This is a genomic window from Streptomyces sp. NPDC001135 (assembly GCF_053598395.1).
On record NZ_JBSFKD010000002.1, the window covers coordinates 372,439 to 397,103 of the forward strand.

At 70.5% G+C, this 24,665-nt stretch carries 23 protein-coding genes, 2 tRNA genes and 1 pseudogene; 18 read left to right on the top strand and 8 right to left on the bottom strand.

Annotation, left to right across the window (positions count from 1 at the left end):
• Positions 1–3: 3 nt before the first annotated feature.
• From ACWC94_RS04685 to ACWC94_RS04695, 3 genes and pseudogenes are all read right to left on the bottom strand, one after another.
• Complete coding sequence (locus ACWC94_RS04685; protein WP_450794913.1) at positions 4–2,307, bottom strand: bifunctional glycosyltransferase/CDP-glycerol:glycerophosphate glycerophosphotransferase; 2,304 nt, start codon at positions 2,305–2,307, stop codon at positions 4–6.
• 208 nt (positions 2,308–2,515) lie between these two features.
• On the bottom strand, positions 2,516–2,947 hold the full coding sequence (locus ACWC94_RS04690) for a teichoic acid biosynthesis protein C (protein ID WP_450795033.1): 432 nt from the start codon (positions 2,945–2,947) through the stop codon (positions 2,516–2,518).
• A 241-nt stretch (positions 2,948–3,188) separates the two neighbouring features.
• Positions 3,189–3,434, bottom strand: a pseudogene (locus tag ACWC94_RS04695) (Tat pathway signal sequence domain protein); the annotation flags it as partial.
• A gap of 84 nt (positions 3,435–3,518) precedes the next feature.
• Between ACWC94_RS04695 and ACWC94_RS04700 the strand changes: the two are divergent.
• From ACWC94_RS04700 to ACWC94_RS04730, 7 genes are all read left to right on the top strand, one after another.
• Positions 3,519–5,066 carry a hypothetical protein gene (locus tag ACWC94_RS04700; protein ID WP_450794914.1) on the top strand — a complete coding sequence of 516 codons (1,548 nt, stop codon included), beginning with the start codon at positions 3,519–3,521 and terminating at the stop codon, positions 5,064–5,066.
• Positions 5,067–5,082: 16 nt separating this feature from the next.
• Positions 5,083–6,210 (top strand): glutamate 5-kinase, encoded by a 1,128-nt coding sequence (proB, locus tag ACWC94_RS04705; RefSeq protein WP_450794915.1) that lies wholly within the window; start codon positions 5,083–5,085, stop codon positions 6,208–6,210.
• A gap of 120 nt (positions 6,211–6,330) precedes the next feature.
• On the top strand, positions 6,331–6,756 hold the full coding sequence (locus ACWC94_RS04710) for a hypothetical protein (protein WP_450794916.1): 426 nt from the start codon (positions 6,331–6,333) through the stop codon (positions 6,754–6,756).
• Between the two features lie 131 nt (positions 6,757–6,887).
• Entirely contained in the window at positions 6,888–7,853 is a 966-nt protein-coding gene (locus tag ACWC94_RS04715; RefSeq protein WP_450794917.1) for a phage baseplate protein, read from the top strand.
• Between the two features lie 126 nt (positions 7,854–7,979).
• Positions 7,980–9,266: a glutamate-5-semialdehyde dehydrogenase gene (locus ACWC94_RS04720; protein WP_450794918.1), complete on the top strand. Its 1,287-nt coding sequence runs from the start codon at positions 7,980–7,982 to the stop codon at positions 9,264–9,266.
• A gap of 99 nt (positions 9,267–9,365) precedes the next feature.
• Positions 9,366–9,932: an SCO2584 family spore wall biosynthesis protein gene (locus tag ACWC94_RS04725; protein ID WP_450794919.1), complete on the top strand. Its 567-nt coding sequence runs from the start codon at positions 9,366–9,368 to the stop codon at positions 9,930–9,932.
• An 88-nt stretch (positions 9,933–10,020) separates the two neighbouring features.
• On the top strand, positions 10,021–11,091 hold the full coding sequence (locus tag ACWC94_RS04730; protein WP_450794920.1) for an SCO2583 family membrane protein: 1,071 nt from the start codon (positions 10,021–10,023) through the stop codon (positions 11,089–11,091).
• A gap of 132 nt (positions 11,092–11,223) precedes the next feature.
• Here ACWC94_RS04730 and ACWC94_RS04735 read toward each other — a convergent pair whose 3' ends face one another.
• Positions 11,224–12,315: a M48 family metallopeptidase gene (locus ACWC94_RS04735; RefSeq protein WP_450794921.1), complete on the bottom strand. Its 1,092-nt coding sequence runs from the start codon at positions 12,313–12,315 to the stop codon at positions 11,224–11,226.
• A 101-nt stretch (positions 12,316–12,416) separates the two neighbouring features.
• Between ACWC94_RS04735 and ACWC94_RS04740 the strand changes: the two genes are divergently transcribed.
• The 7 genes from ACWC94_RS04740 (at position 12,417) to ACWC94_RS04770 (ending at position 16,748) form a co-directional block, all read left to right on the top strand.
• Positions 12,417–12,581 carry a hypothetical protein gene (locus ACWC94_RS04740; RefSeq protein ID WP_450794922.1) on the top strand — a complete coding sequence of 55 codons (165 nt, stop codon included), beginning with the start codon at positions 12,417–12,419 and terminating at the stop codon, positions 12,579–12,581.
• Between the two features lie 122 nt (positions 12,582–12,703).
• Complete coding sequence (locus ACWC94_RS04745) at positions 12,704–12,868, top strand: hypothetical protein (RefSeq protein WP_360097134.1); 165 nt, start codon at positions 12,704–12,706, stop codon at positions 12,866–12,868.
• 56 nt (positions 12,869–12,924) lie between these two features.
• Positions 12,925–13,611 carry a nicotinate-nucleotide adenylyltransferase gene (nadD, locus tag ACWC94_RS04750; RefSeq protein WP_450794923.1) on the top strand — a complete coding sequence of 229 codons (687 nt, stop codon included), beginning with the start codon at positions 12,925–12,927 and terminating at the stop codon, positions 13,609–13,611.
• 16 nt (positions 13,612–13,627) lie between these two features.
• The gene (locus tag ACWC94_RS04755; protein ID WP_450794924.1) at positions 13,628–15,346 is read left to right on the top strand and encodes a LytR C-terminal domain-containing protein; all 1,719 of its coding nucleotides are present in this window, start codon (positions 13,628–13,630) and stop codon (positions 15,344–15,346) included.
• A 100-nt stretch (positions 15,347–15,446) separates the two neighbouring features.
• Entirely contained in the window at positions 15,447–15,890 is a 444-nt protein-coding gene (gene rsfS, locus ACWC94_RS04760; RefSeq protein ID WP_450794925.1) for a ribosome silencing factor, read from the top strand.
• Positions 15,890–16,558 carry a histidine phosphatase family protein gene (locus ACWC94_RS04765; protein WP_450794926.1) on the top strand — a complete coding sequence of 223 codons (669 nt, stop codon included), beginning with the start codon at positions 15,890–15,892 and terminating at the stop codon, positions 16,556–16,558. Before rsfS ends, ACWC94_RS04765 begins: the two co-directional genes overlap by 1 nt.
• 117 nt (positions 16,559–16,675) lie before the next feature.
• Positions 16,676–16,748, top strand: a tRNA-Ala gene (locus ACWC94_RS04770).
• A gap of 49 nt (positions 16,749–16,797) precedes the next feature.
• On the opposite strand, the gene ACWC94_RS04775 is transcribed toward ACWC94_RS04770, so the two are convergent.
• Positions 16,798–17,715: a helix-turn-helix transcriptional regulator gene (locus ACWC94_RS04775; RefSeq protein WP_450795022.1), complete on the bottom strand. Its 918-nt coding sequence runs from the start codon at positions 17,713–17,715 to the stop codon at positions 16,798–16,800.
• 295 nt (positions 17,716–18,010) lie between these two features.
• On the opposite strand from ACWC94_RS04775, the gene ACWC94_RS04780 reads away from it, so the two are divergent.
• The 3 genes from ACWC94_RS04780 to ACWC94_RS04790 all read left to right on the top strand — a co-directional run bounded on the left by ACWC94_RS04780 (position 18,011) and on the right by ACWC94_RS04790 (position 19,855).
• On the top strand, positions 18,011–19,375 hold the full coding sequence (locus ACWC94_RS04780; protein WP_450795023.1) for an MFS transporter: 1,365 nt from the start codon (positions 18,011–18,013) through the stop codon (positions 19,373–19,375).
• 69 nt (positions 19,376–19,444) lie between these two features.
• A complete protein-coding gene (locus ACWC94_RS04785) occupies positions 19,445–19,618 on the top strand; it encodes a hypothetical protein (protein ID WP_014672673.1) in 174 nt (57 codons plus the stop codon).
• A gap of 3 nt (positions 19,619–19,621) precedes the next feature.
• The gene (locus ACWC94_RS04790) at positions 19,622–19,855 is read left to right on the top strand and encodes a hypothetical protein (protein ID WP_019523121.1); all 234 of its coding nucleotides are present in this window, start codon (positions 19,622–19,624) and stop codon (positions 19,853–19,855) included.
• Here ACWC94_RS04790 and ACWC94_RS04795 read toward each other — a convergent pair.
• Complete coding sequence (locus tag ACWC94_RS04795) at positions 19,824–21,041, bottom strand: glycosyltransferase 87 family protein (RefSeq protein WP_450795024.1); 1,218 nt, start codon at positions 21,039–21,041, stop codon at positions 19,824–19,826. The genes ACWC94_RS04790 and ACWC94_RS04795 overlap by 32 nt on opposite strands.
• Positions 21,042–21,156: 115 nt before the next feature.
• On the opposite strand from ACWC94_RS04795, the gene ACWC94_RS04800 reads away from it, so the two are divergent.
• Positions 21,157–21,229 (top strand) — tRNA-Ala (locus ACWC94_RS04800).
• Positions 21,230–21,343: 114 nt separating this feature from the next.
• On the opposite strand, the gene ACWC94_RS04805 is transcribed toward ACWC94_RS04800, so the two are convergent.
• Positions 21,344–22,954 carry an NADH-ubiquinone oxidoreductase-F iron-sulfur binding region domain-containing protein gene (locus ACWC94_RS04805; RefSeq protein WP_450794927.1) on the bottom strand — a complete coding sequence of 537 codons (1,611 nt, stop codon included), beginning with the start codon at positions 22,952–22,954 and terminating at the stop codon, positions 21,344–21,346.
• Positions 22,951–24,228: a cytochrome b/b6 domain-containing protein gene (locus ACWC94_RS04810; protein ID WP_450794928.1), complete on the bottom strand. Its 1,278-nt coding sequence runs from the start codon at positions 24,226–24,228 to the stop codon at positions 22,951–22,953. The genes ACWC94_RS04805 and ACWC94_RS04810 overlap by 4 nt, the downstream gene beginning before the upstream one ends.
• Positions 24,229–24,665 lie beyond the last annotated feature (437 nt).

The following is a 24,665-nucleotide window of genomic DNA, read 5'->3' on the forward strand; positions in this document are numbered from 1 at the left end:
ACGTCAGGCGCCGATGAGGCCACGCTCGCCGGTCGGCTGCAGCGGAATACGCGCCTGGGCGAACGCGGTCGGCGCGGGCGCCGGAGTCCGCTCGTCCAGGGGCAGCACCGCGGGGGTGGGCTCCTGGCCGAGGAACAGGCGGCGCACCACGCGCTCCGCCGCGTTCCCGTCGTCGAACTGCACGAACCGCTCGCGGAACGCGGCCCGCAGCTCGGCGGCCCGGTCGCTGTTCCAGGCGCCGGAACGGAAGACCTCGATCAGCTCGTCCTCGGTGGTCGCGGTCGCGCCCGGGGTCTCACCCGGCTCGCCGGAGAGGATGTCGAAGTAGACGCCGCGGGCCTTGCGGTAGACCTCCCAGTCGTCCGCGTAGGTGACGATCGGGCGGTCGAGGCAGGCGTAGTCGAACATGATCGAGGAGTAGTCCGTGATCAGCGCGTCGGCGGCCAGGCAGAGGTCCTCCACCACCGGGTACTTCGACACGTCCTTGATCAGACCGCGCTCCTGCAGCGCCTCCAGCCGGGGGTCGGCGCCGTAGAAGTAGTGCGTGCGCACGAGGACGACGTGGTCGGGGCCCAGCTCGCGGCAGAACCGCTCCAGGTCGATGCGGGGCACGTAGCCCTTCTGGTAGTCGCGCACCGTCGGGCAGTAGAGGATGGCGGTCTTGCCTTCCTCGATGCCGAGTTCACGGCGAATCCGCAGGACGTCGTCCGCGGTGGCCCGGAAGTAGACGTCGTTGCGCGGGTAGCCGTACTCGACCGCCTCGAACGCGCAGGGGTACACCCGCTCCCAGATCTCCGTGGAGTGCTGGTTGGAGGTCAGGCTGAGGTCCCACTTGTCGGCCCGCTCCAGCATCTTGGCGAAGCTCATGCCCTTGGCGGCCGCGGGGTACTTCTGCTGGTCGATCCCCATCTGCTTGAGGGGGGTGCCGTGGTGCGTCTGCAGGTGGACCTGCTCCGGGCGCTTCACGAAGTTGTTGGGGAAGTTGACGTTGTTGACGAGGTACTTGGCGCGCGCCATGACCTCCCAGTAGCGGGGCGAGTTCGCCACCACGTAGTCGACGCCCGCCGGGACGGTGTCCACCGCGTCGCGCTTCACGATCCACACGCCGTGGACGTTCGGGGCGAGTTCCTTGGCCTTGTGGTAGATCGCCGCGGGGTTGCAGGCGACGCCGCGGTTCCAGTAGGCCGCGTAGACCGCGAGGTTCTCGTCGACGGGACGGCGCAGGTGCAGCTGGTACAGGCGGTTGTAGGCCGCCTTGCCGAGCTTCGTCTTGACCTTGGTGGCCCGCTTGATCACCTGGCGGCGGGTGTTGCCGGCGGCCGTCACCGCCGCGTACGCCGTGTAGGAACCGCGCTCCAGCAGCTGGAACCGGACGCCCTGCGAGCCCTCCGGCAGGACGAAGCCCTTCGGCTTGTAACGCCTGTAGCTGGCGGCCGACAGCTTGAAGAACTCCGCGCGGTCCTTGGGGACGATGCGGTCCTCGCGGGCCAGCGTGAACAGGTAGTGGCTGGCCGCGCGCTCGAACAGCAGCGCCCGCACCGGCTCCAGGTGGGGGCGCTCGTCCAGGAACTCGAAGAGCCGGGCGTACTGCTCGAAGATGCCGAAGTGCTTGCGGCCGGGCGTGCGCATGGAGTTGCCCTGGCGGCGCTGGCGGTACTCGACGCAGACGTGGTCGGTGGCGGCGATGCGCTCCGCGGTCAGCATGGTCTTGTAGACCATGAGCGCGTCTTCGTAGATACCGTCGGTGAAGGTGAAGTTGTGCCGGTCGACGTAGAACTCACGGCGGTAGGCGCGGTTCCACACCACGGCGAACATGGTGAGGTACTCGGGACGCTCCAGGGCCGTGAAGACGTCCGTGCCGGCGGCGGCGAGCATCTCGCCGGCCGCGCTCGCCTGGACGCGGTTGGTCCAGTAGGTGCGGACGTGGTTGAGCAGCAGGATGTCCGGATTGTCGGTGACCTCGAGGCGCTCGGCAATCGCCTCCAGAGCGCCCTCGGCGAGGGTGTCGTCGCTGTCCAGGAACAGGATGTACTCGCCGCGGGCCTTCAGCGCACCGGCGTCCCGGGCCTTTCCGATGCCCCGGTTCTCCTCGAAGTGCACCGGTACGACGCGGTCGTCCAGGGCGGCGTACTCGTCGAGTATGCGGCCGCAGGAGTCGGGGGAGTGGTCGTCTATGGCGACGATCTCGAAGTCCTCGAAGGACTGGGAGAGGATGGAATCCAAGCATGCGCGCAGATACCCCTGAACTTTGTAAACAGGGACAACCACGCTTATTTTCGGCGAAGCGCTTCCATTCGCGAGGGGCATGCTTGGGGCTCCTGGACTGTCGGTTCAGACGCAACGGCGTCCCGCTGCTGGACCGCGGGACGGGAGGCGAGAAGGCACAAGGAGTGCGAGGTTAACGTTGATTTAAGCCTACCCCAACGTGACTAGTGGGATGTTCTTACCTCGCACCGTCCGTCGCTGGTCAACCGGGGTGTGGCAAGGCTCACCCCGGTGGCCGTACGTCTTCCTATCAGACCAGTGCGTCCTTGTAGTAAATGCTCGCCCGCTTGCTCTGGTCGGTGTCCGAGGTGAACGACGCGAAGCCGCTGCACAGCCGCAGTGCCGACGGGTTGGCGGTGTCGGGGATCTGGATGGCCATGCCCTCGGGCTCGCGGTAGAGCAGCGAGGAGGCGGCCTTGGTGGGCTTCTGCTCCACGACCGTGCCGGTGTTCCAGTCCACGGTGGTGATGTACGTGTTGCCGTCCGGTGACACCGAGCCGTTGCTGCCGTAATCGGAGCCGGCCAGCAGGTAGAGGCAGCTGCCGTAGCTCGTGAACCCCTGGAAGACGTCGGTGTAACCGGGCTGCAGGTCGGCGGGCTGGGCGACGCCGGCGAGGGTGGTCCTGCCGCCCGACTTGAAGGCGGCGAGGTCGTACAGGCGGAAACGGAAGACCCCGTTCACGCGGCAGCGGGCCGCGAGCCGGTTGTTGACCGGGTCGATGGCGCAGGTGGTGCGGTCGACGCCGCTCTCCAGGGTGTAGCTGGGGCAGCGTGGGGGAGTCCGCGGTGAGCACCGATCCGTTGGCGAACTCGAACCGGGCGAGCCGGTCGCCCCAACCGGTGGAGGTGCCGTCGGAATTCGCGGTGCGGATGTTGTGCGTCTCCGTCCACAGATACGAGCCGGACGTGGTGGATTCCACGCCGATCTGCACGCCGTGCCCGAATCCGCGCAGATACATCGTGCCGAGGATGTTCCCGGAGAGGTCCAGCCGGGTCAGGACGAGGTCGCCGTTGGCCTCGCGGTCGGCGCCGGAGTACGTCTGGGTCTCCCCGGGCAGCTGGAGTCCGCCGTCGACCAGCTGCACGGTGAAGAGGTGCCCGCGGGTGTTGTCGAAGGCGAACGACTGCAGCACGCGGGTGCCGGTCAGCTGCACTTCCCGCAGGAGCATGTCGGAGGGGTCGGTCAGGTCGAACCGCTTGCTCGCGGTGACCGAGCCGGGTGTGGCGTCGTCCTGGGAGGACGTGCGCCGGGCGTGCGCGACCCCCTCGGCGGCGCCGACGGCGACGAGCGGGACGGCCGCCGCGCCGACGACGAGTACTGGGTGATCTCCGCCCAGAACGGCATGCGCTACTACTTCGGCTGGGGCCGCGCCGAGCGCAGCGGCGACCCGACCCACTCCGTGCTGACCGTCCCCGTGGCCGGTGACGACACGGGCGAGCCGTGCCACTCGCAGTTCCCGGAACCCTGCACCCAGGGCTGGTGCTGGAACCTGGACCGTGTGGTCGACCCGAACGAGGTCGAGAACGCCTACTTCTACGACAAGCAGACCAACTACTGCCGCTCGGTCATCAACACCGACAAGGCGCGCCAGTACGACGCGGCAAGCCATCTGACGAAGATCGAGTACGGCTGGGCCTCCCAGATCGCCGGCGCGAAGCTGCCCGCCAAGGTGGAGCTGAGCCACGTCGGCCGCTGCGTGGAGCGGATGAGCGACGCCGACCCGCTGGGCAAGGAGCCGGCGGCCTGCCCGGGCATCTCCGCCAACCCCGACTCGTACCCCGACGTGCCCACCGACCTGATGTGCGACGGCACCTCGGCGGACAACTACTGTGCGGGCAAGACGTACCACCCCACGTTCTTCAGCACCGACATGCTGTGGGACATCAAGACCTACGTCAGCGACGACGGCGGTGCGACGTGGGACCCGGCGATGCGGTACCAGATGAAGTACGGCCTGCCGAACCCCGACGGCACCATCGGCAAGACCCTGTGGCTCGACTACGTCCAGCGCGAGGGCTACGGCGACGGCCCCGACCAGCGCCTGCCGGTCATCAACTTCAACGGTGAGTGGCTGGACAACCAGGTCGGCTCCTCCACCCTCAACTTCCGCCGCGTCGACAAGATCTACGGCGACCTCGGCTCGGTGACCAGCGTCACCTACGGCCAGCCCGACGCCTGCGACATCAACAACCTGCCCAGCGAGTCGTCCAACACCCAGGACTGCTTCTGGCGGAAATGGACGCCCGGGGGTTCCACCGCCCCGGAGACCGGCTGGTTCAAGAAGTACCTCGTCACCCAGGTCTCCGTGGACCCCGGTGTGGGCCGGGGAGCGGACATCGACGGCGACCCGGTCATGACGACCCGGTACGAGTACCACGGCGGCGCCGGCTGGCGGTTCCCCAACGACCCGCTGATCGCCGACGCGGACGAGACCTGGTCCGAGTGGCGCGGGGCTGGTCGACGCGGACGACAACTGGCCCTTCGTGGCGGCGGCCCGTCTGGTCTGCGAACATCGAACGTGGCTGGACGATCCCAGTTTCTATCTTTTCATCCTGAAACTGGGGGCCAGTATGACGATGAACCACCCCATTCGTTTCATGACGGACCACGTGAATCTGCCGGAAAAGGTCAATGCGGCGGTCATGCTTGCGCTGGGCTATCCGCTGGGCCAGGGAGAAGACGTCGACCTGTTCTGCCCGCCCCGTTGAGCGGGCCACGGGAGTGCCGTCCGCCCACCGGACGCGGGCGCACCACCCGCACCCGTTCGCGTAGATTGCGGTGCGGGTGCAAGACCGGGTGAGGGGACGGACAACAAGGTGGCAAGGGCAAGGCAGGCCGTACACGAGGCTCGCAGGATCGTCGTCAAGGTGGGGTCCTCCTCACTGACCACGGCCGCGGGCGGCCTGGACGCCGACCGCGTCGACGCGCTCGTCGACGTCCTCGCCAAGAGCCGCAGCGGCGGCGAGAAGGAGATCGTCCTCGTCTCCTCCGGCGCCATCGCCGCCGGCCTCGCCCCGCTGGGGCTGCGCCGCCGCCCCAAGGACCTCGCCCGCCAGCAGGCCGCCGCCAGCGTCGGCCAGGGCCTGCTCGTCGCCCGCTACACCGCCTCCTTCGCCCGCTACGGCGTCCGCGTCGGGCAGGTCCTGCTCACCTCCGACGACATGAGCCGCCGCGCCCACCACCGCAACGCCTCGCGCACCCTCGACAAGCTCCTCGCGATGGGTGCCTTCCCGATCGTCAACGAGAACGACACCGTCGCCACCGACGAGATCCGCTTCGGCGACAACGACCGCCTCGCCGCCCTCGTCGCCCACCTCGTCCACGCCGACCTCCTCGTCCTCCTCTCCGACGTCGACGGCGTCTACGACGGCGACCCGAGCAAGCCCGGCACCTCCCGGATCGCGGAGGTACGGCGGCCCGAGGACCTCGCGCACGTGGAGATCGGCAGCGCGGGCAAGGCCGGTGTCGGCACCGGCGGGATGGTCACCAAGGTCGAGGCCGCCGCGATCGCCGCCGCCGCCGGCATCCCCGTGGTGCTGACCAGCGCCGTGCACGCGGCGGACGCCCTGAGCGGCGCCGACACCGGCACCCACTTCCACCCCACCGGCAAACGCTCCGCCGACCGGCTCCTGTGGCTCCAGCACGCCTCCACCCCGCAGGGCGCGCTGATCCTGGACGACGGCGCGGTGGACGCCGTCGTGAAGCGGCGCACGTCCCTGCTGCCCGCCGGAATCGCCGCCGTCGAGGGCGAGTTCAGCGCCGGCGACCCCGTCGAGCTGCGCGACACGGCGGGCCGCGCGGTGGCCCGGGGGCTCGTCAACTTCGACGCCAAGGAGATTCCGCGGCTGATCGGGCGTTCCACCCGCGAGCTGGCCCGGGAGCTGGGCCCCGCGTACGAACGTGAGGTCGTACACAGGGACGACCTGGTGCTGCTGCACTCCTAAAACGGGACGTAACGACAGCCCCCGGTGGGGGACGTTCCGTAAAACCGCCCCGCGGTGCCGTAGGGCCTGCTCAACTTTGTGTCAGGACACGTTTCCGAGTACTGGGTGAAGGAGGCCGTCGTGAGACGAGTGCGCCCTGGGGTGACAACCCGCGGTGCTCTGACGAGCGTCGCGGCCGGGGACGCCTACGAGGAGCCCAGGGACCTGCCCCGGCTGTGGCACGTCACCCTCAGCGTCTCCGGGGACAACGTCCCCCTGCCGGATCTGCGCCGTGCCCTGGAGCAACTGGCCCACGACCACCCCTTCCTCCTGACCAGCAGATACGCCACCGATCACGCCGAGATCAGGTACTGGGAAGAGGCCCGCGACCTGCACGACGCCGCCGCCGTCGCCCTGCGCCTGTGGGGGGAGCACCGGCAGAGTGCCGGGCTGCCCGCGTGGGAGATCGTCGGCTTGGAGGTCATCGACCGCGAGACCTACCACCAGCGCATCGCCGAGGGCTACGGGCCCGCCCCCGCCACCCCCGTCGGCGTCCACCCCTTCTGAATCCCGCCCCCTTCCGGTCCCGCGCCGGTGCCCGGGCCCCGCACACCGGCCGCCGGGGGCGGCCGGGTAGGTTCGGCGCGACGCATGTGGATCATGTGTCTCCGCTTACCAACCGCCACACAAGGGGGACCATGGAGCAGCACACCATCGGCCGTCGGGGGATCCTGCGGGCCGCGGGCGGTCTGGGGATCGCCGCGCTGGGCGTGGGGGCCGGGTCGGGCACGGCGTCCGCCGCGATCGCCGCCTCGCCGCGCTTCGAGCTCACCGCGCCGTCCTACGACCTGTTCCGCGGCCGGCAGCTGCACGACGACACCGTCCAGCAGGGCTTCGCCTTCGACAGCGTCAACAAGCGCCTCTTCGTCGCACAGCGACGCAACGGCAGCGGTGAGACGTCCGGCGACCTCTGCATCACCGAGCTGGACTTCGCCGGCAACCGCGTCTCGGCCATGCACCTGACGGGCTTCGGCCACGGCGTCGCCTTCGGCGTCGAGCCGCGGGGCCGCGACAGCTGGCTGTGGACGGAGGTGGACGCGAACAAGAACGGCTACGGCACCCGGCTCGGCCGCTTCAAGTTCGTGCGCGGCGGCTCCTTGTCCCACACCTCCTCCGCGATCAAGAAGTACCGGCCGGTGGCGAGCGGCGTGGAGTTCACCTGCTCCATCGACCAGGTGAACGGCATCATGGTCGTCCGCCACCAGAAGAACGGCGCCAAGTACATCGCCGCCTACCGGATGAGCCAGGCCTCCGCCGGCGACTTCAGCAGCCCGGTGGCGTACTTCAAGCAGCCCTCGATCCCGGGCACCGCGCAGGGGTACACCTCCTACGGCCGGTACCTGTACTTCCTGACCGGCAACGCCTACTCGGCGAGCAACCCGCGGCCCGGGAACACCCGCATCACCTGCGTCGACCTCAATTCGGGGGCCGTCAAGCAGGGGCCGGTCCTCACCAAGGCGGGCGAGAGCCTCTCCTACCGCGAGCCGGAGGGGCTGGCCGTCTACCGCACCGACTCCGGTCAGGCCCGCCTCTTCATCGGCTTCGCCTCCGGCGCCGCGGGCGACCGCCGCTCGAACATCTTCTACAAGAAGGCGCTGATCTGACCCCGTGACCGGGCCCCGTGCCACCGGAGCCGCCGGTGGCACGGAGCCCGCACGCCCCGGCGGGCCCGCCGTCTCGGCTTCCGGGACGGTTGTCGCCCCCCTCCGCAGGCGCACTACCCTGCGGGTATGACCACGCTCTCGCCGTACGACTCGATGTCCCCGGTCACCCAGGCCGCCTACCGGGCCAAGGCCGCCGCCGCCGACCTCGCGCCGCTCCCGCGCGCCGAGAAGGACGACGCGCTGCTCGCCATCGCCGACGCCCTGGAGGTCCGGACCAGCGAGATCGTCGAGGCCAACGCCAAGGACGTCGCCAAGGCGCGGGAGAACGGCATCAGCGAGGCCATCGTGGACCGGCTCACCCTCACCCCCGAGCGGGTCCGCGCCATCGCCTCCGACGTCCGGGACGTGGCGAAGCTGCCCGACCCGGTCGGCGAGGTCGTCCGTGGCTCCACCCTTCCCAACGGCATCGACCTGCGCCAGGTCCGCGTCCCGCTGGGCGTCGTCGGCATCATCTACGAGGCCCGTCCGAACGTCACCGTCGACGCCGCCGCCCTCTGCCTGAAGTCCGGCAACGCCGTCCTGCTGCGCGGATCCGCCTCCGCCTATGAGTCCAACACCGCCCTCGTCCGCGTCATCCGCGACGCCGTCGGCGGCGCCGGGCTGCCCGCCGACGCCGTCCAGCTGGTGCCCGGCGAGAGCCGCGAGTCCGTCCGCGAGCTGATGCGCGCCCGCGGCCTGGTCGACGTCCTCATCCCGCGCGGCGGCGCCTCCCTGATCCAGACGGTGGTCAACGAGTCCACCGTCCCCGTGATCGAGACCGGCACCGGCAACTGCCACGTCTACGTCGACGCGGCGGCCGACATCGACATGGCCATCGACATCCTGATCAACTCCAAGGCCCAGCGGGTCAGCGTGTGCAACGCCGCCGAGACCCTCCTCGTCCACCAGGACATCGCCCCCGCGTTCCTGCCGCGCGCCCTCGACGCCCTCGCCGAGGCCGGCGTCACCGTGCACGCCGACGAGCGCGTGCTGGCCTACGCCGAGGACTCCAAGGCGACGGTCGTGGAAGCCGTGGCCGAGGACTGGGAGACCGAGTACCTCTCGTACGACATCGCCGCCGCCGTCGTCGACTCCCTCGACAAGGCCGTCGAGCACATCCGGCTGTGGACCTCCGGCCACACCGAGGCGATCGTCACCACCTCCCAGCAGGCCGCCCGCCGCTTCACCCAGCTGGTCGACTCCACCACCGTCGCCGTCAACGCCTCCACCCGCTTCACCGACGGCGGCCAGTTCGGCTTCGGCGCGGAGATCGGCATCTCCACCCAGAAGCTGCACGCGCGCGGCCCGATGGGCCTGCCCGAGCTGACCAGCACCAAGTACATCGTCACCGGCGACGGCCACGTGCGCCCCTGAGGCTCACCCGTTCGGCCGCGCGTCCGGAAGGCGTCTCACCAGGCGGATGAATTTCCATACCGTCTGCCCAAATTGACCCCCCAGGTCTACTCTGGATCCGTGCCGGAGGACGTGGGGGGCACGCCGTTCTCGGACGGCTGGGAGCCCGACGACGACCACGACCACGGGGTGTCGGACGAAGAGTTCGCCTCCGTGGTCTTCGACGAGGCCTTCGTACAGGCGGCCACGGTCCACGAGCCGACCGCCGTCGAACGCCTCCTGGCCGCCGCGCAGGCCAGAGCAGAGGCCTCCGAGGCGGAGGCCCGCCGCGCCCACGCCCGAAGCGAGCGCTACGACGACGCCTACGGCCCCGAGGGCACCGACTTCGGTCAAGATCCGGACGACGACGAGCTGGAGGACACCTACGTCCTCGGCGACCGCCACTTCGACGGGTACGGCAAACAGGTCCGGTGGCACCGGCCCGTCGCCTGGGTGCTGGCCGTCGTGATGGGTATCGGCATGGTCGCCCTGGCCTTCGCCGCCGTCTATCGAGGCGGCTCCGCCACCACCCGTGACGGGATACCCACACCCGCCTCCACCGGCCTCGAACAGGGCAGCGCCGCCGCTCCCTCCGCCTCCGCCGAAACCTCCCAGCCGGCGGCCTCCGCCACCCCGCGCTCCCCCTGAACGCCCGCTTCACTCTTGGTGAGCACCTGTCAGAAGTTGTCGTGCAGCAGGGCGTTTACCCGAGGCCCACGAGACCTACCCTGAAAGTATGGGCGGGCCTGCAGACCCACCGGAGGGCACGCCCGAGGGCGGCCCCCCAGGTGGAGAGGACGAGTACCGATCCGTCGTCTTCGACGAGTCGTTCGTCCGTGCTGCCCGGATCCAGGAGTACTCCGCCCAGGAGCGGATGGCCGACCACGCGCCCGCCGTACGCCGGCGCCCGCCCCTGCACCGCGGACTCACCAGGCAGGTCCTGATCCTCGTCCTGCTGATCGCCGTCGCCTTCGTCACCGCCGTCTACATGGGTGTCCGCCACCCCTACAGCACCCCGCAGGCCCGACGTACCGTCGAACCCCTGCGGATGACGGTGATCCCGCTCGCCCCGACGGGCAAGGTACCCGGCTCCACCGACGCCGAGAGCCTGTACGCGCACAGCCCCGCCGCCCCCTACGCGGTCGGCGCGGAGGGCATACCCCTGCCGGCCTCCCACAGCACCGCCCACTTCTCCGACAGCCAGGTGGTGAGCGCCCTCACCACCGCCAAGGACTACGTCGTCCGCTCCTCCCTCTACCCCGAGGTGCTCACCGGCCGCCAGGTGCACCCCGCCCGGTCCCTCCTCGACGCCGGCCAGCTCGACCAGTTCGACCAGAGCATCCACCACCCGGCGGCGGACGGCCGGCACGCCGCCACCGGCTGGCTGGTCCGTCTCGACCCCTCCCGCGTCCAGCTCGCCGACGACAGGATCCGCGTCCAGGGCGACCTGCAGGCCACCGAGACCGACTCGGGCGCGCTGGAGGTCACCGCCGACCACACCTTCGTCTACGCCCTGCGCCCCGCCCGCGCCGCGGCGAACGCGGCCGTGTCCCTGTTCACGGTGCGCCGCGAGCTGACCTTCCGCTTCACCCGCGACGATCTGCGCACCCACCAGGTCCAGCTCGTTACGTCCTACGTCCAGGCGGGCCCTCTCGCCTGCGCCGAGGACTCCACCGCCTACCTCCGCCCCCTCCTCGCCGGCCAGACGGCCCGCGCCGGCGGCCCCGCGGGCACCGATCCCTATCGGACGGACAGCCCCGCGGCCCTGTGCGGGACGCTGGCCGCCGGGGCTCAGCCGACGGCGTAGAGGGGCGTTTTCCGGAACCGGGTCGGGGCCACGGCCGAGGAGGAGCCGGCACCCCGGAACCCGCCGTGGTGGCCGAGCGCCGTTGCGACGGGAAGGGGGATGCCGGTGCGGCGGAGGGGGGAGGGAAGGGGGCTACTCCTCGTACCCCGGGGTGTCCGTCGGGCCCCCCTTCGGCGGGGGCGGGGTCCGGAAGCCCTCGAAGCCTCGGCGGACCCGGCCGCCCAGGTCGCCCGCGCCGCCCGCGAGGTCCGTGACCAGCTTCATCAGCGGGTCCTTGGAGGCCTTCACATCGCTCGCGTAGCTGGCCGCCGACTCGCGGAAGGAGTCGCTGACCGAGGTGTCCTGGTCCTGGTCACGCCGCGGATAGTGGCCGTCCATGATCCGCTGGAAGTCGCGGGACTCGGCCCACTTCTTCAGCTCGGCGGCCCGCACGGTGGTGAACGGGTGCGAGCGGGGGAGTACGTTGAGGATCTTCAGCACCGAGTCGCGCAGATCGCCCCCGGAGTCGTACTCCTCGGCCTGCTCCAGGAACGCGTCCACGTTCATCTCGTGCAGGTGGTTGCCACCGGCGATCTTCATCAGGCCGCGCATGGAGGCCCGGACGTCCTGCCCCACCAGCAGCCCCGCCCGGTCCGCGGACAGCTCCGACTTGCGGAACCACTCCCTGAGCGCCGTGATGATCGCCATGATCGCGAGGTTGCCCAGCGGAATCCAGGCCACCTTCAGCGCCAGGCTGGTCAGGAAGAGCAGGATCGTGCGGTACACCGAGTGACCGGACAGCGCGTGTCCCACCTCGTGGCCGACGACCGCCCGCATCTCCTCCTCGTCGAGGAGTTCCACGAGCCCTGTGGTGACGACGATGATCGGCTCGTCCAGGCCGATGCACATCGCGTTCGGCTGCGGGTCCTGCGTGACGTACATCGGCGGGACCTTCTCCAGGTCCAAGATGTAACAGGCGTCCAGCAGCATGTCGTGCAGGTGCTGGAACTGCCGCTCGGAGACCCGCACCGAGTCGGACAGGAACAGCAGTCTCAGGCTCCGCTCGGGCAGCAGCCCGCTGAGCGCCTTGAAGACGGTGTCGAATCCGCTCAGCTTGCGCAGCGCGACCAGGGCCGAGCGGTCGGCCGGATGCTCGTAGGCACGCGAGGAGATCCCCGGGAAGCGCCTGCGCTGCCTGCTCGGCACGCGCTCGTGCCCCGTGTGCTGCGGGCCGTCGTCGGACATGTCTTCCCCCAAGTGCGTATGAGTGCCACTGTGCCCCCGAGGCGGGGCCCAGCCTAGGCGGAGATACCGTTGACGGGCAGTACAGCCGAAGGAGCCCACTCATGGATCACCACCCCGCAGCCGCCTGGCTGACCGAGGCCGCCTCGAGCGCCGTGCAGCAGCACGGGTCGGGGAATCTGCTCCGCATCGTCCTGATCGTGATGGCCCTGGGCTGTGTGCTGACCGCCTGGTTCCTGCTGCGCGGCTACAAGCGGAAAGACGACTGACAGCCGCCGGAAGTTCCGGTCGGCCGTCCCCAACGGAGGAGTCGGCGTGATCGCCGCGAGGCCGCCCGCTTACGATGAGCCGACATCTTTATCCCGCCCACACGCGATAGGTCCTGCCGAAGATGAGCTTCCACAGCGCCGCAGCCCAGTTGGTCACCCTTGCCGCCGAGGGCGAGCCGCACGGCGGAAACCACAACAGCCTGAACCCCGCCGTCACCGGTGGCAGCGCCCTGGTCATCCTGCTGCTCCTGCTGTGGATCACCACGCGCTTCAACCGCGACCGCTGAGCGGGGACCCCGTCCCCGGCCGGGCACCCGAGGCCGGGCCGGTAGGGTCTGCACGCATGGGAGAGCAGGACATGCCTACCGGTCCGGCGTACGAGTCCGCCGACGACACGGTGAAGCACCCGCAGTACGGACCGGGCAACGCGCCCGCCCACACGGGCAAGCGACGCCTCGGTGTCATGGGCGGAACGTTCGACCCGATCCACCACGGGCACCTCGTGGCGGCAAGCGAGGTCGCCGCGCAGTTCCAGCTGGACGAGGTGGTGTTCGTGCCCACCGGCCAGCCGTGGCAGAAGTCCCACCGCAAGGTCTCCCCGGCCGAGGACCGCTACCTGATGACGGTCATCGCGACCGCCGAGAACCCCCAGTTCTCCGTCAGCCGCATCGACATCGACCGCGGCGGCCCCACCTACACCGTGGACACCCTGCGCGACCTGCGCGCCCTGAACCCCGACACCGACCTGTTCTTCATCACCGGCGCCGACGCCCTCGCCCAGCTGCTGACCTGGCGGGACAGCGAGGAACTGTTCTCCCTCGCCCATTTCATCGGCGTCACCCGCCCAGGACACCACCTGACCAACCCGGGTCTGCCGGAAGGAGGCGTCTCGCTCGTCGAGGTGCCGGCCATGGCCATCTCCTCCACGGACTGCCGTGCGAGAGTCGCCAACGGAGACCCCATCTGGTACATGGTGCCGGACGGAGTCGTGCGCTACATCGCCAAGCGCCAGCTGTACCGCGGCGAGTGAGCCGAGAGGGGCACCGGTGAACGACCGATACGACACGGGCGACGGCGGCTACGGCGCCGGCCCGTACGAACTCGTCGGCTACGACGAGTACGGCCAGCCCGTGTACCGGCACGTCCCGGCACAGCAGGCCCAGCAGGCGACCTACGACCCGTACACCCAGCAACAGGGCTACGGCTACGACCCCTACGCCACCGGCCAGCAGCCGCCGGTACCCTCCTACGACACCGGCCGGCCCTCGCCGTCGTACGACGCCCCCTACGGCTCCCAGGCCCCCTACGACGCCTATGGCACCGGCACCCAGCACGGCACCGGCTACGACCCCTACGGGCAGGCCGCGAGCAGCGGGCAGCAGCCCCGGGTCGCCGAGCAGACCCCGTACATCCCGCAGCAGGCCGGTCCGGTGGAGCACCCGCACGCCCCGGCGCACCCCCAGGAGCCGCAGGAGGAGGGCGAACGGGACTACCACACCGAGCAGTTCGCGTTCGTCGAGGAGCCGGACGGCGACTCCGAGGACGTCATCGACTGGCTGAAGTTCACCGAGAACCGCACCGAGCGCCGCGAGGAGGCCCGCCGCCGCGCCCGCAGCCGGATCATCGCCCTCCTCGTGGTCCTCGCCCTCGTCGCCGTCGGCGGCGTCGGTTACCTCTGGTACGCCGGAAAACTGCCCGGCCTGTCCTCCTCCGGCTCCAAGCCCGGCGCGGCCACGCCCGTCAGCGCCCAGAAACGCGACGTGATCGTCGTCCACCTGCACAACACCGGCAAGGGCGGCACCTCCACGGCGCTGCTGGTCGACAACACCACCACCAAGCAGGGCAGCACCGTACTGCTGCCCAACTCCCTGGCCCTGAGCGGCGACGACGGCTCCACCACCACGCTCGCCAAGTCGGTGGGCGACGACGGCGCCTCCGGCACCCGCGACCAGCTCGACACCGTCCTCGGCACCAACATCCAGGGCACCTGGCGTCTCGACACCCCCTACCTGCAGAACCTCGTCGACCTGGTCGGCAACATCGACCTCGACACCAACACCGACGTGCCCGACCCGGACGCCAAGAAGAAGGGCGCCGAGCCGCTCGTCCACAAGGGCAGTGCGCAGACCCTCAGCGGCAAGATGGCCGTCGCCTACGCCACCTACCGCGCCGCCGGCGAGTCCGAGAACGCCCAGCTGGAGCGGTTCGGCCAGGTCATGCAGGGTGTGCTGCGCAAGCTGTCCTCCGACCCCTCGTCGGCGACGATCACCGTGCAGACCCTCGCGCAGATCCTCGACCCGCCGCTCACCGACAAGGACCTCGGCACCTTCCTCGCCAAGCTGGCCGACCTCGCCAAGAGCGGCGACTACAAGACCGCCCTGCTGCCCGTGCAGGCCGACGGCACCCTCAGCGCGAAGACCAGCGACAGTGTGGTGAAGGACATCCTCGGCGGCACCGCCAAGAGCCCTGACGCCGGCTCCGCGGTCCGGGTCTCCGTGCAGAACGCCACCGGTGTGAAGGACGACACCGAGAAGGCCCGCGTGGTGCTCCTCAACGGCGGCTTCACCTTCCTGGAGGGCGGCACCGCCTCCGGCGCCCAGGCCGCCTCGAAGGTGGTCTACTCGGACGCCTCCCACAAGCCGGACGCCACCGAGGTCGCCAAGACCCTGGGCCTGCCCGCCGGCTCCGTGACCAAGGGAACGGTCTCCTCGGGCGCCGACGTCTCGGTCGTCCTCGGTCAGGACTACAAACCCGCCGCATCCTGACCGGGGCCGCGCACCCCACGTGCCGCCGTAATCGCGTGGGGTGCGCCCGACGGTCCGTGAGACCCTTGAGGTCCAGTGACCGCCGACCGAAAGCTTCGTAGTGACCGCCACCGACCGTTCTCTTGATCTCATCAACACCGCCGCCCAGGCGGCGGCCGACAAGCTCGCCCACGACGTCATCGCCTACGACGTCAGCGACGTGCTGTCGATCACGGACGCCTTCCTGCTGGCCTCCGCACCGAACGACCGCCAGGTCAGGGCCATCGTCGACGAGATCGAGGAGCGCCTGCTGAAGGAACTGGGCGCCAAGCCGGTCCGCCGCGAGGGCGACCGCGAGTCCCGCTGGATCCTCCTCGACTACGTCGACATCGTCGTCCACGTCCAGCACAGCGAGGAGCGGGTCTTCTACGCCCTGGAGCGGCTGTGGAAGGACTGCCCCGAGCTGGAGCTGCCCGCCGACGCCAAGGCCACCCGCGGCAAGGCCGCGGAGCACGCCAAGCTCCAGGCCGCCGAGGCCGAGCAGGAGCCGGGCGGGGAGTGGTGATGAGCGCCACCGGAGAGGTGACCGACCGCAAGGGCCGCGGCCGCCGCATCATCCTGTGGCGGCACGGGCAGACCGCCTGGAACGTCGAGCGCCGCTTCCAGGGCAGCACGGACGTCGCGCTGACCGAGACCGGCATCGGCCAGGCCCGCCGCGCCGCCCGGCTGCTGGCCTCCCTGGGACCCGACGCGATCATCTCCTCGGACCTGCAGCGGGCGGCCAACACGGCCGCCGAGCTGGCCGCCCTCACCGGCCTCGACGTCACCCGCGACGAAGGCCTGCGCGAGACCTACGCGGGCGTGTGGCAGGGGCTGACGCACGAGGAGATCATCGCCCGCTACAACGAGGAGTACGCCGCCTGGAAGCGCGGCGAGGCGGTCCGCCGCGGCGGCGGCGAACTGGAGACCGAGGTCGCCGACCGCGCCGCACCCGTCGTCCTGCGGCACGCCGAGAAGCTGCCCGAGGAGGGCACTCTCGTCGTCGTCAGCCACGGTGGCACCATCCGCACCACCATCGGACGGCTCCTCGGCCTGGAGGCCCAGCACTGGGAGAGCCTCGGAGGCCTCTCCAACTGCTGCTGGTCCGTGCTCGGTGAGGGCGCCCGCGGCTGGCGCCTGCTGGAGCACAACGCGGGCACCCTTCCGGAGCCCGTCCTCGGCGACGACGACTGAACCGCCGCAGGCTCCCGGACCCCGGATTTCACTTTCTGGCAGGTCACAGGCTAAAGTTCTTCTTGTTCGCCCCGCCGAGCGGGAAGCGAAACTCCATGCGGTTCCACCGCGTGGCGAGGGGCTATAGCTCAGTTGGTAGAGCGCCTGCATGGCATGCAGGAGGTCAGGAGTTCAATTCTCCTTAGCTCCACTCGACACTCTGTTGAGTTGTCAAAGATCGATGGTGAAGATCCCGTCCCTCAGGGGGCGGGATCTTCTGTTGTGTACGCCGGTGCCCACAGTCGCTGCCGTCGCTCCCGCAGCAGCGCGACCTTCTCGCGCGACTCCTCGTCCTCCGGGGTGTAGGCGACGATCCGGCACTCGGGCATCCCGTCGACGGACAGCGACTGGGAGCTCATCCTCATCTCGCCCACCGCGGCGTGCCGGAACCTCTTCACCCGCGGCCCCGGAAGCACCACCTCACCGCTGGCCCACAGCGCCGCGAACCAGGGGCTCGCCCCGCACAGCCCGCGTATGTAGTCCTCCCAGGCGGGCTCGCCCACATGTCTGCCGTACGCCGATCGCAGCGTCGCCACCATCAGTGGCAGCTCCTGCTCCCGCCGCACCAGCGGGCAGGCGCCGTCCGGCAGCGTGAACAGCGTCCACAGCACGTTCGGCACGTCCATCCCGGGGGCGTCCGGAACCACGAACAGGTCCCGGTGGGCCGCGTTGGTGGCCAGGATGTCGTAGCGCGCGTTGTAGACCACCGCGAGCAGGGGATCGAGGGCGTCGATGATGCCCTGCACGTGCGGATCCACACGCCGGGTCAGGACCTCCCGGTCGGGCTCGAACGGCACCTCCGCCAGCCGGTACAGATGCTCCCGCTCCGGCGAGTCCAGCCGCAGGGTGCGGGCGACCGCGTCCAGCACCTGCGGCGAGGCGTTGATCGGCCGGCCCTGCTCCAGCCACGTGTACCAGGTCACGCCCACGCCGGAGAGCTGGGCCACCTCCTCCCGGCGCAGCCCGGGTGTGCGCCGCCGCAGGCCCGGCGGCATTCCCACGTCGGCGGGTGTCACCCGCGCCCGCCTGCTGCGCAGGAAGGCGGCCAGCTCCGGCCTGCGCCGCTGTGTGCTCGGCGCCCGTGTCGTCCTCGTCGTGATCGTCGGCTCCGTCGCCATCGTCCAGCCCCCCGTCGTCCCCGTCTCCATCGTCGGCACCCGGGCCCGGCCCTGCCAGGTGCTGGCAGTACCAGCATCGCCGGGCACTCGGCACCGGTACCGGCCCGTCGTCAGGCTCGACGCCATGACGACGACATCCCGGACCGGGCCGGGCACCGAGCCCCTCCCGAACCCTGCGAACAGTGAAGCGCCCGCCACTGACAGTGACCGATCGATCGCCGGGAGCGCGGATCCCTCCGTCACGGACAGTGAAGCACCCGGCACTGACAACCGGCCCGGGCTCCTGCTCGCGGTCCTGCTCGCCGCGCTGTTCATGGCGGCCCTCGACGTCTTCATCGTGAACGTCGCCGCCCCCACCATCGGTTCCGAACTCCATGCCTCGGGCGCCGATCTGCAGCTGGTCATCGCCGGCTACACCATTTCCTACTCCGTGCTGATGATCACCGGTGCCCGGCTCGGCGACCGGCTCGGCCACGGCCGGGTGCATCTCGCCGGAGTCGCCCTGTTCACCGCAGCCTCGCTCGCCTGCGGCCTGGCGCAGGGGGCGACCGAACTGATCGTCTTCCGGCTGGTGCAGGGTGCCGGTGCGGCGTCGGCCATCCCGCAGGTGCTCAGCCTCATCCAGCGCACGTTCACCGGCGAGGCGCGGGCCCGGGCGCTCGGCGCCTATTCGGCCGTCCTCGCCGTCGGCGCGGCGGCCGGGCAGATCGCGGGCGGAGTGCTGGTCGGCGCTGACCTCCTCGGCACGGGCTGGCGTCCGGTGTTCCTGGTCAACGTGCCCGTGGGTGCCCTGCTGCTCGTACTGGGCCGCCGGGCCCTGCCGATGGGCGGCCCGGGCCCCATGGAGCGGGCCCGGGCGCTCGACCTGCCCGGCCTGGTGCTGCTGGGCGCGGCGGTGTCGCTGCTGACGGTGCCGCTGGTGCTCGGGCAGGAGGAGGGCTGGCCGGTGTGGTCCTGGCTGTCGCTGGCCGCAGCCGCGGTGCTGTTCGGGCTGTTCTGCGGATACGAGTCCCGGCTGGCCCGGCGCGGCGGCGCCCCGCTGATCGCGCCCCGGGTGGTGCGCCATCCCGGGATCGGCCTGGCCGTCTTCCGGATCCTCGCCGTGATGTCCGTCAACGCCGGTTTCCTCTTCGCGCTGACTCTGCACGTCCAGAGCGGCCTCGGGTACAGCGCGCTGCGGGCCGGCCTGAGCTTCGTCCCGACCGCCGCCGTCTTCGGGGCCGTCGGCCTGACCTGGCGAAGGTGGCCCGCCGGCCTGCGGCGCGTCCTGACCCCGGCCGGGTTCGCGCTGACCGCGGCGTCCGTGGCCGTCGTGGGGCTGGCCTTCCATGGGGGCGGCGACGGCGGAGCGGTCCTGTACGCCGGATACACGGGCGTGGGCGCCGGGCTCGCGCTCGCCTTCAGCCCCACGCTCACGGGAGCGCTCGCCACGGTACGGCCCGAGGACGCGGCGGACGCCAGCGGCCTGCTGGCGACGGTCGCCCAGCTCGGTCAGCTGATCGGCGTCGCGTCTTTCGGCACACTGTTCCTGAACCGGCTTGAGTCACTCGGCGTCCTGCGCTCGTATACCTCCGCGGAGGCGTTTTCGGTGTGCGCCTGGGCGCTGGCCGCAACGGCCGCGGCGGGGGCCGTGTCCGGACTGGTACTGAGGCGTCGCTGACCGTATTGCTCCGGCCGTGGCAGAATCAAACGGCCGGAAGGGGGCGCGGCCCGACGGGAGGGAGTAGCGATGCCTGCGAGCATCCTTGAGGAGGTCGGCCACCTCCTCGGTGCGGCGTTGATACGGGACACGACCACCCGGCTGAGCTGCCCTTCCTGCGGTTCCGCGCATGTCGCCCAGGTTCTGGGCGACAACGGCGGAATCTCCTACGTGTGCACGGCCTGCGGCCACAGCTGGAGCTGATCGATGGGTGCACACAGGCGAAAGTGCGACTGGTGTGGCAGCGGTACGCCGATCGTCCGTGACATGGAGCCGCTCAATCCCGACTACCAGTACTGGTGCGAGGAATGCGCGCGGGCGCTGATCATAAAAGGCGACCCGATCGAGACGTACCGGGAACTGGAGGGCGAGCCGATCTACGGCCGCCTCCTCGAGGAACACTGCACACTCAAGCGGTTCTACTCCTTCGTGACGGCTTGACGCCGGACACGCCGCCGCGCTCCGGCAACGATGTCCGGGTCAGCACGAGGAAGCACACGCCGGCGCCTCCGTAGAGGGCCGAAAGGGTCAATTCCATTGCGTCCAGGTGCAGTTCGGGGTGTCCCGTTCCGTGCGGCACCCACCAGGGGGCGTACGAGCAGAAGACCAGCAGCGTGCCCAGGGCCGCGGCCCTGGAGCCGTGCGACCACAGCAGCAGCACGAGTGGCACGCACCACACCCAGTGGTGGGTCCACGACACCGGCCCGGCCAGGAGAGCGGTGACGGCGCAGGCGCACACCGCCCAGTTCCGCCGCCCGCGCAACTCCGCCGCCACGGCTGCCGCGAGGCCCAGGACGGCCACCACGGCCGCCAGGGCGACCCAGAGGGCTCCCGGGGCGGGTGTGTGCAGAACGCGCGCCAGAACGCCGCGCAGGGCCTGGTTGGCGGTGTCCTCGGCACGCCCGACCCGTCCCGGGCGGAACCCCAGGCCCGTCCAGAAGCGCCACGAGGCGTACGGCAGGACGGCCGCCGCCAGCAGCGTCGCCGCGGCGAACGCGACGCCCGCCCCGCGCGCGTGCCGCAACCACGGCCTCGCGTCCCTGCCCTGCAGTCGTGCCACGACACCCGTCACCAGGAGGAACACCGGGAACAGCGCGGGCGTCAGCTTGACCGCCGCGGCCAGCCCCAGCCCCGCTCCCGACCAGGGGGCGGGGCGGTGGGACAGATCCCACAGCACCAGCACGGCCAGCAGCAGGTTGACCTGGCCGTAGCGCAGGGTCGTCCACACCGGCTCGCACCACACGGCCGCCGCCGCGACCCACCAGACGGCATCCACGCGCGCGTGGCCGACGAGCCGCAGCGACAGCCGTACGAAGACGACCAGGAGCGCGAGGTTCCCGGCCGTCGCCAGGACGCGCAGGGGCCCGGTGTCCAGCAGGGTCAGCGGGGTGAAGAGCAGGGCCGCGAACGGCGGGTAGGTGGCGGGCAGATGCGCGGCCGTCGCCCGCAGCGCGTACAGGTCGCCGCCGGCGCGCACGGTGGCGCCCTCGGCCCGGTACACCAGCAGATCGATCATCGACACGTGCGCGGCGCGCTGCGCGGCCCAGAACGCCGCGAAGGACGCCAGGCACACCCCCAGCGCGACCGGCATCCGACGGGGGGCTGTTGACGACGCGCTCATGGTCACAAAAGCCGACATTAGCGGTCGTATGGGTGTAGAGGTGAAACCGATTTGGTGCTGCGCCGCCGGGCCTGTAATGTTTACGTCGTCGCCGGGGGAACCGGGCGAAACAACAAAACAAGGGGCTATAGCTCAGTTGGTAGAGCGCCTGCATGGCATGCAGGAGGTCAGGAGTTCAATTCTCCTTAGCTCCACAGAAATCGAAGGCGGACCATCCGAAGGATGGTCCGCCTTCGGCGTGTTGCGCGAGGACGAGGCCGGGCAAAGGGGTGGGTCGTCCGGCTCGGACGACCCACCCCCTCGTGTGCTCAGCGGCCGAGAGCGCGCCGGCCGCGGCCCTGGGAGACGACCGGCAGGTTGCGGGAGGGCGCCTGCCCGCGCGTGTCCTCCTCGATGCGCAGGGCGAGCGCCGGACAGCGACGCACCGCGCGCAGCGCCTTCGCCTCCGCGTAGCGCGGCACCTGCGCCTGGGCGACGGTCGGGAAACCGTCGGCACCGAGTTCGAACACCTCGGGAAGGATGTCGGCGCACAGTCCATGGCCCCGGCACAGCGTCCAGTCGACGTAGATCTTCTGGCGGCTGGAGCCGGTCTCCTCGGGCTCCGCGCCGCCGGGGATGCCCGTGGGGACCTTGCCCCCCTCGAAGAGCGGCAGAACGCCCTCCACGGGCCGTCCGCAGCCGTTCCCGAGGACATGCGCGGCCAGGTCGTCGGTGAACGCCTTGACGGTCGACTCCAGGAACATCGCCGAGCCGTCCGGATGCGAACACGCGCCACGGCGCTTGACGTTCTTCGCGACCTGCTTCAGCGCTTCCAGGGCGGCCGGTCCGCCGCCGTTGAGGATGTCCTCCATGCCGCGCGCCGCCGCCGGGAGTCCGAGGTAGCAGGGGCCGCACTGGCCGGCGCTCTCCTCGGCCAGCCACTGCGCCACCCGCAGTGACTCGCCCAGCGGGCAGGTCTCCTGGCTGATCGGCAGGATCGCGCCCGCACCCAGCGAACCACCCACGGCGTCCAGCGAGTTGCGGGAGACGATCGCCTCGTTGACGGTGGCCGCGTCGATCCACTTGCCGTGGTAGCCGCCGGTCAGCACGCCCTGCGGCACCGGCGGGGCGCCCGCCAGCTGCAGCACGTAGCGCAGCGGCACGCCCGTGGGGACCTCGATCACCATCGGGCGGGCGACCGCACCGGAGACCGTGAGCATGACGGTGCCCGGCTCGTCGTACAGGCCGGTGTTGCCGTAGCGCTCGGGGCCGATGCGGGCGGCGATGGCCAGCTGCGCGAACGTCTCCGCGTTGGACAGCAGCGTGGGAGCGCCGCCGACACCGCTCTGCGAGGCGCTGATCTTGCGGCCGGGAGGGATCGCCGGGCCGCCGTCGATGGAGCGGATCAGCGAGGCGGCTGCCCCGGTGACCATCCTCACAGGATTGCGCTGCACCCACGCGCGCAGCGCCGATCTGCGGCTGTTGCTCAGCCCGCGTTCGGCGAGCGCGGCCTCCATGGAGCGCTGTGTGGACTCACGGGTGACGCCGATCACGAGCGTCCGTGCGCCGAGGGCCTCGGCGCACAGCAGCGCGCCGTCCAGGATCAGGTGCGGGGCGCGGTTGATCAGCACCGTGTCCTTGCGGCAGGCCGGTTCGTCCTCGCTGCCGTTGACCACGACGACCGGCCGCACGCCGCGCTTGATCGCCGACTCGGCGACCGAGCGCAGCTTCTTGTGGAAGGGAAAGCCCGCGCCGCCGCGGCCCTTGAGGTTGATGCGTTCGGCGAGCTGCGCGAGCTGCTCGCCGCCGAGCGGGTCGAGCGGCCCGTGCACCTTCAGGTGCATGGGCAGGTCGAGTCGTTCCACAAGGTCGAAGCCCGACGTGAGCTGGGGAAGGCCGACCACGCGGACTTCGGGGACGTCGGGCAGGGCCTCGTTCACTTAAAGCCTCCGGACGGCATGTTCCAAGGTTCGCCCGAACCCGGTGTGTCGTACGACGCGCCGGGCAGCGTTTCGGTAGCGGGACCGCTGTTGTACGTGTCACTCGGGTTGTACGCGCCGTAGAAGCCGTTTGTCTCACGGGTGTCGTACATGTCACTCCCGCCGTAACCGGCGGTGTCCGCATTGCCGTAGACCGGGATGGTCTGCCCGGTGTCCTGGAGCGGGTCGTACGCGGACGGCGGGGCCTCGCCGACCGGCGGCGGGGACGGGATCGGCCAGCTGCCCGAGGTGCTGGAGGGACCGTCCACGCGCGGGACGGCCTCCGTGGCCTGCAGGTCCAGCGGCAGGTCCATGCGGCTGGTCTGGCCGGTCGCGTACGACGGCTGGGAGCGGCCCGGCGTGGAGACGGCGCGGTAGGCGGCGGCGAAGCCCGACGTGGGTTCCGCGGCCGGGGTGGCGGGGGACTGGTACAGCGGCGCGGAGGGGGAGGCCCCCGCCCGGGGCTCGCGCCGGCCCTCGAAGCCCGTCGGCGCCGGCTCGGCCACTCGGGAGCGGCTGGCGTCCAGCTCCTCGAGACCCGGCCGCTCCGAGCTGCCGAACAGCGCCACCAGGCGGTCGGCGACCCTGCGCTTGACCGGGCGCGGGGCGGCGCGCAGCGCGACGGCACCCATCACGCCCAGCAGCGACAGGCTGTAGAGGATCACGAAGACCGGCTTGGCCGAGCGACCCGCGTAGAGGCCGTGGATCAGCGCCGCACACCAGGCCGGGTAGGCCAGCATGTGCATGGCGCGCCAGCGGGCGGCGACGGGGGCCGGGGTGGCGAAATTGCTGCGCAGGGCGCCGGTGACACCCACGAAGATCATCAGCAGGCCCGCCAGCGAGCCCAGCCCGATCAGGCCGCCGATCCCCGTGACGCCGAGCGAGAACGGAATGATCGCGGCGATCACCTGGGTGTGGCCGAGCGCGACCTTCGTGGTGATGTGCAGCAGCAGGAACGCGATCGAGGCGACCGCCGTCGTCCGGTGCACCGCCTGGCCGATGATCCGCTGCCGCGTGTTCAGGAAGATCCGGTCCTGGGCGAACAGGCCCCAGATCACCGAGCAGCTGAGCGACACGAGGGAGAGCACGCCCGCGCCGAAGTTCAGGAAGTCGCGGAACTGGTTGCCTCCGACCAGCACGACCACGGGTATGAGCAGCAGGACGACAGCCGACGCCACCCCATAGGCCGAGCGGCCCGGTTTGGGAAGGGAGCTGGTACTACGACGAGGGTTCATGGGGGCAACTCCGAGCAGTTTCGGGAAAGCGGTCCCGCTGCCGAACTCTAAGTGGAGCCATACCGATCAGTACGGGGTTTGAGTTATTGCGTTGTTATCAACGGATGATGTGACTGGGACGATGTCCCTTAGCGGACGGTACGCGAAGTAATCCTTGACCTTGGTTCAGTTCCGGCGGGGTTCCTGGCATGTCCACAAGGGATACGGAGGCGCGTCGCGGCTTGCTCAAGCCGTCCCCGTCTGCCCGAGGTCGTCGCCGCTTGCTCGGGGCCTGCGGTACCCTAGCGCCATGCGTGCCGTACGCCTTCTGCTTAGCGGGCCGCGCTGATCAGTACCGACCCCCGGTCGAACCGTGAGGTCGGCATCGGCGCGGCGTCCCCTCCTGTGCGAGGGGTTTTTTCGTTTCTTTGAATGTCACAGCCGCAGGCAGAGACGAT